General features: G+C 44.8%; 1 pseudogene. It reads left to right on the top strand.

Annotation, left to right across the window (positions count from 1 at the left end):
* A pseudogene (locus tag ACTHUR_RS13555) lies at window positions 1-751 on the top strand (DNA-directed RNA polymerase subunit beta); the annotation flags it as partial.
* Window positions 752-766: the final 15 nt, after the last annotated feature.

The following is a 766-nucleotide window of genomic DNA, read 5'->3' as shown; positions in this document are numbered from 1 at the left end:
GATGACTCCAAGTGGTTCGTTTGTCATTAACGGTACCGAACGTGTAATTGTTTCTCAGTTGCACCGTTCTCCTGGTGTGTTCTTTGAGCATGACCGCGGCAAGACCCATTCCTCCGGTAAATTGTTGTTCTCTGCTCGAATCATTCCTTACCGTGGTTCGTGGTTGGATTTCGAATTTGACCCGAAAGATTTGCTGTATTTCCGTATCGACCGTCGCCGTAAAATGCCGGTTACGATTTTGTTGAAGGCTTTGGGCTACAACAATGAACAGATCTTGGATATTTTTTACGATAAAGAAACGTTCTATCTGTCTGAAAATGGTGTTCAAACCGATTTGGTTGTAGGTCGTCTGAAAGGTGAAACTGCCAAAGTTGATATCTTAGATAAAGAAGGCAACGTATTGGTTGCTAAAGGTAAACGCATTACCGCAAAAAATATCCGTGATATCAGCAATGCGGGATTGACTCGTTTGGATGTGGAGCCGGAAAGTTTGATTGGCAAAGCTTTGGCCGCGGATTTGATTGATCCTGAAACGGGTGAAGTATTGGCTGTGGCCAACGATGAAATCACTGAAGAGTTGTTGGCAAAATTTGATATCCATGGTGTAAAACAGCTTACTACGCTTTACATTAATGAATTGGATCAGGGTGGCTATATTTCCAATACTCTGCGTACGGATGAGACTGCTGATCAGCAAGCAGCACGTGTTGCGATTTACCGCATGATGCGCCCGGGCGAGCCGCCTACCGAATAGGCAGTCGAGCAA

Source organism: Neisseria sp. P0021.S007, assembly GCF_051956855.1.
This window is presented reverse-complemented; position numbering and strand designations above follow the sequence as displayed.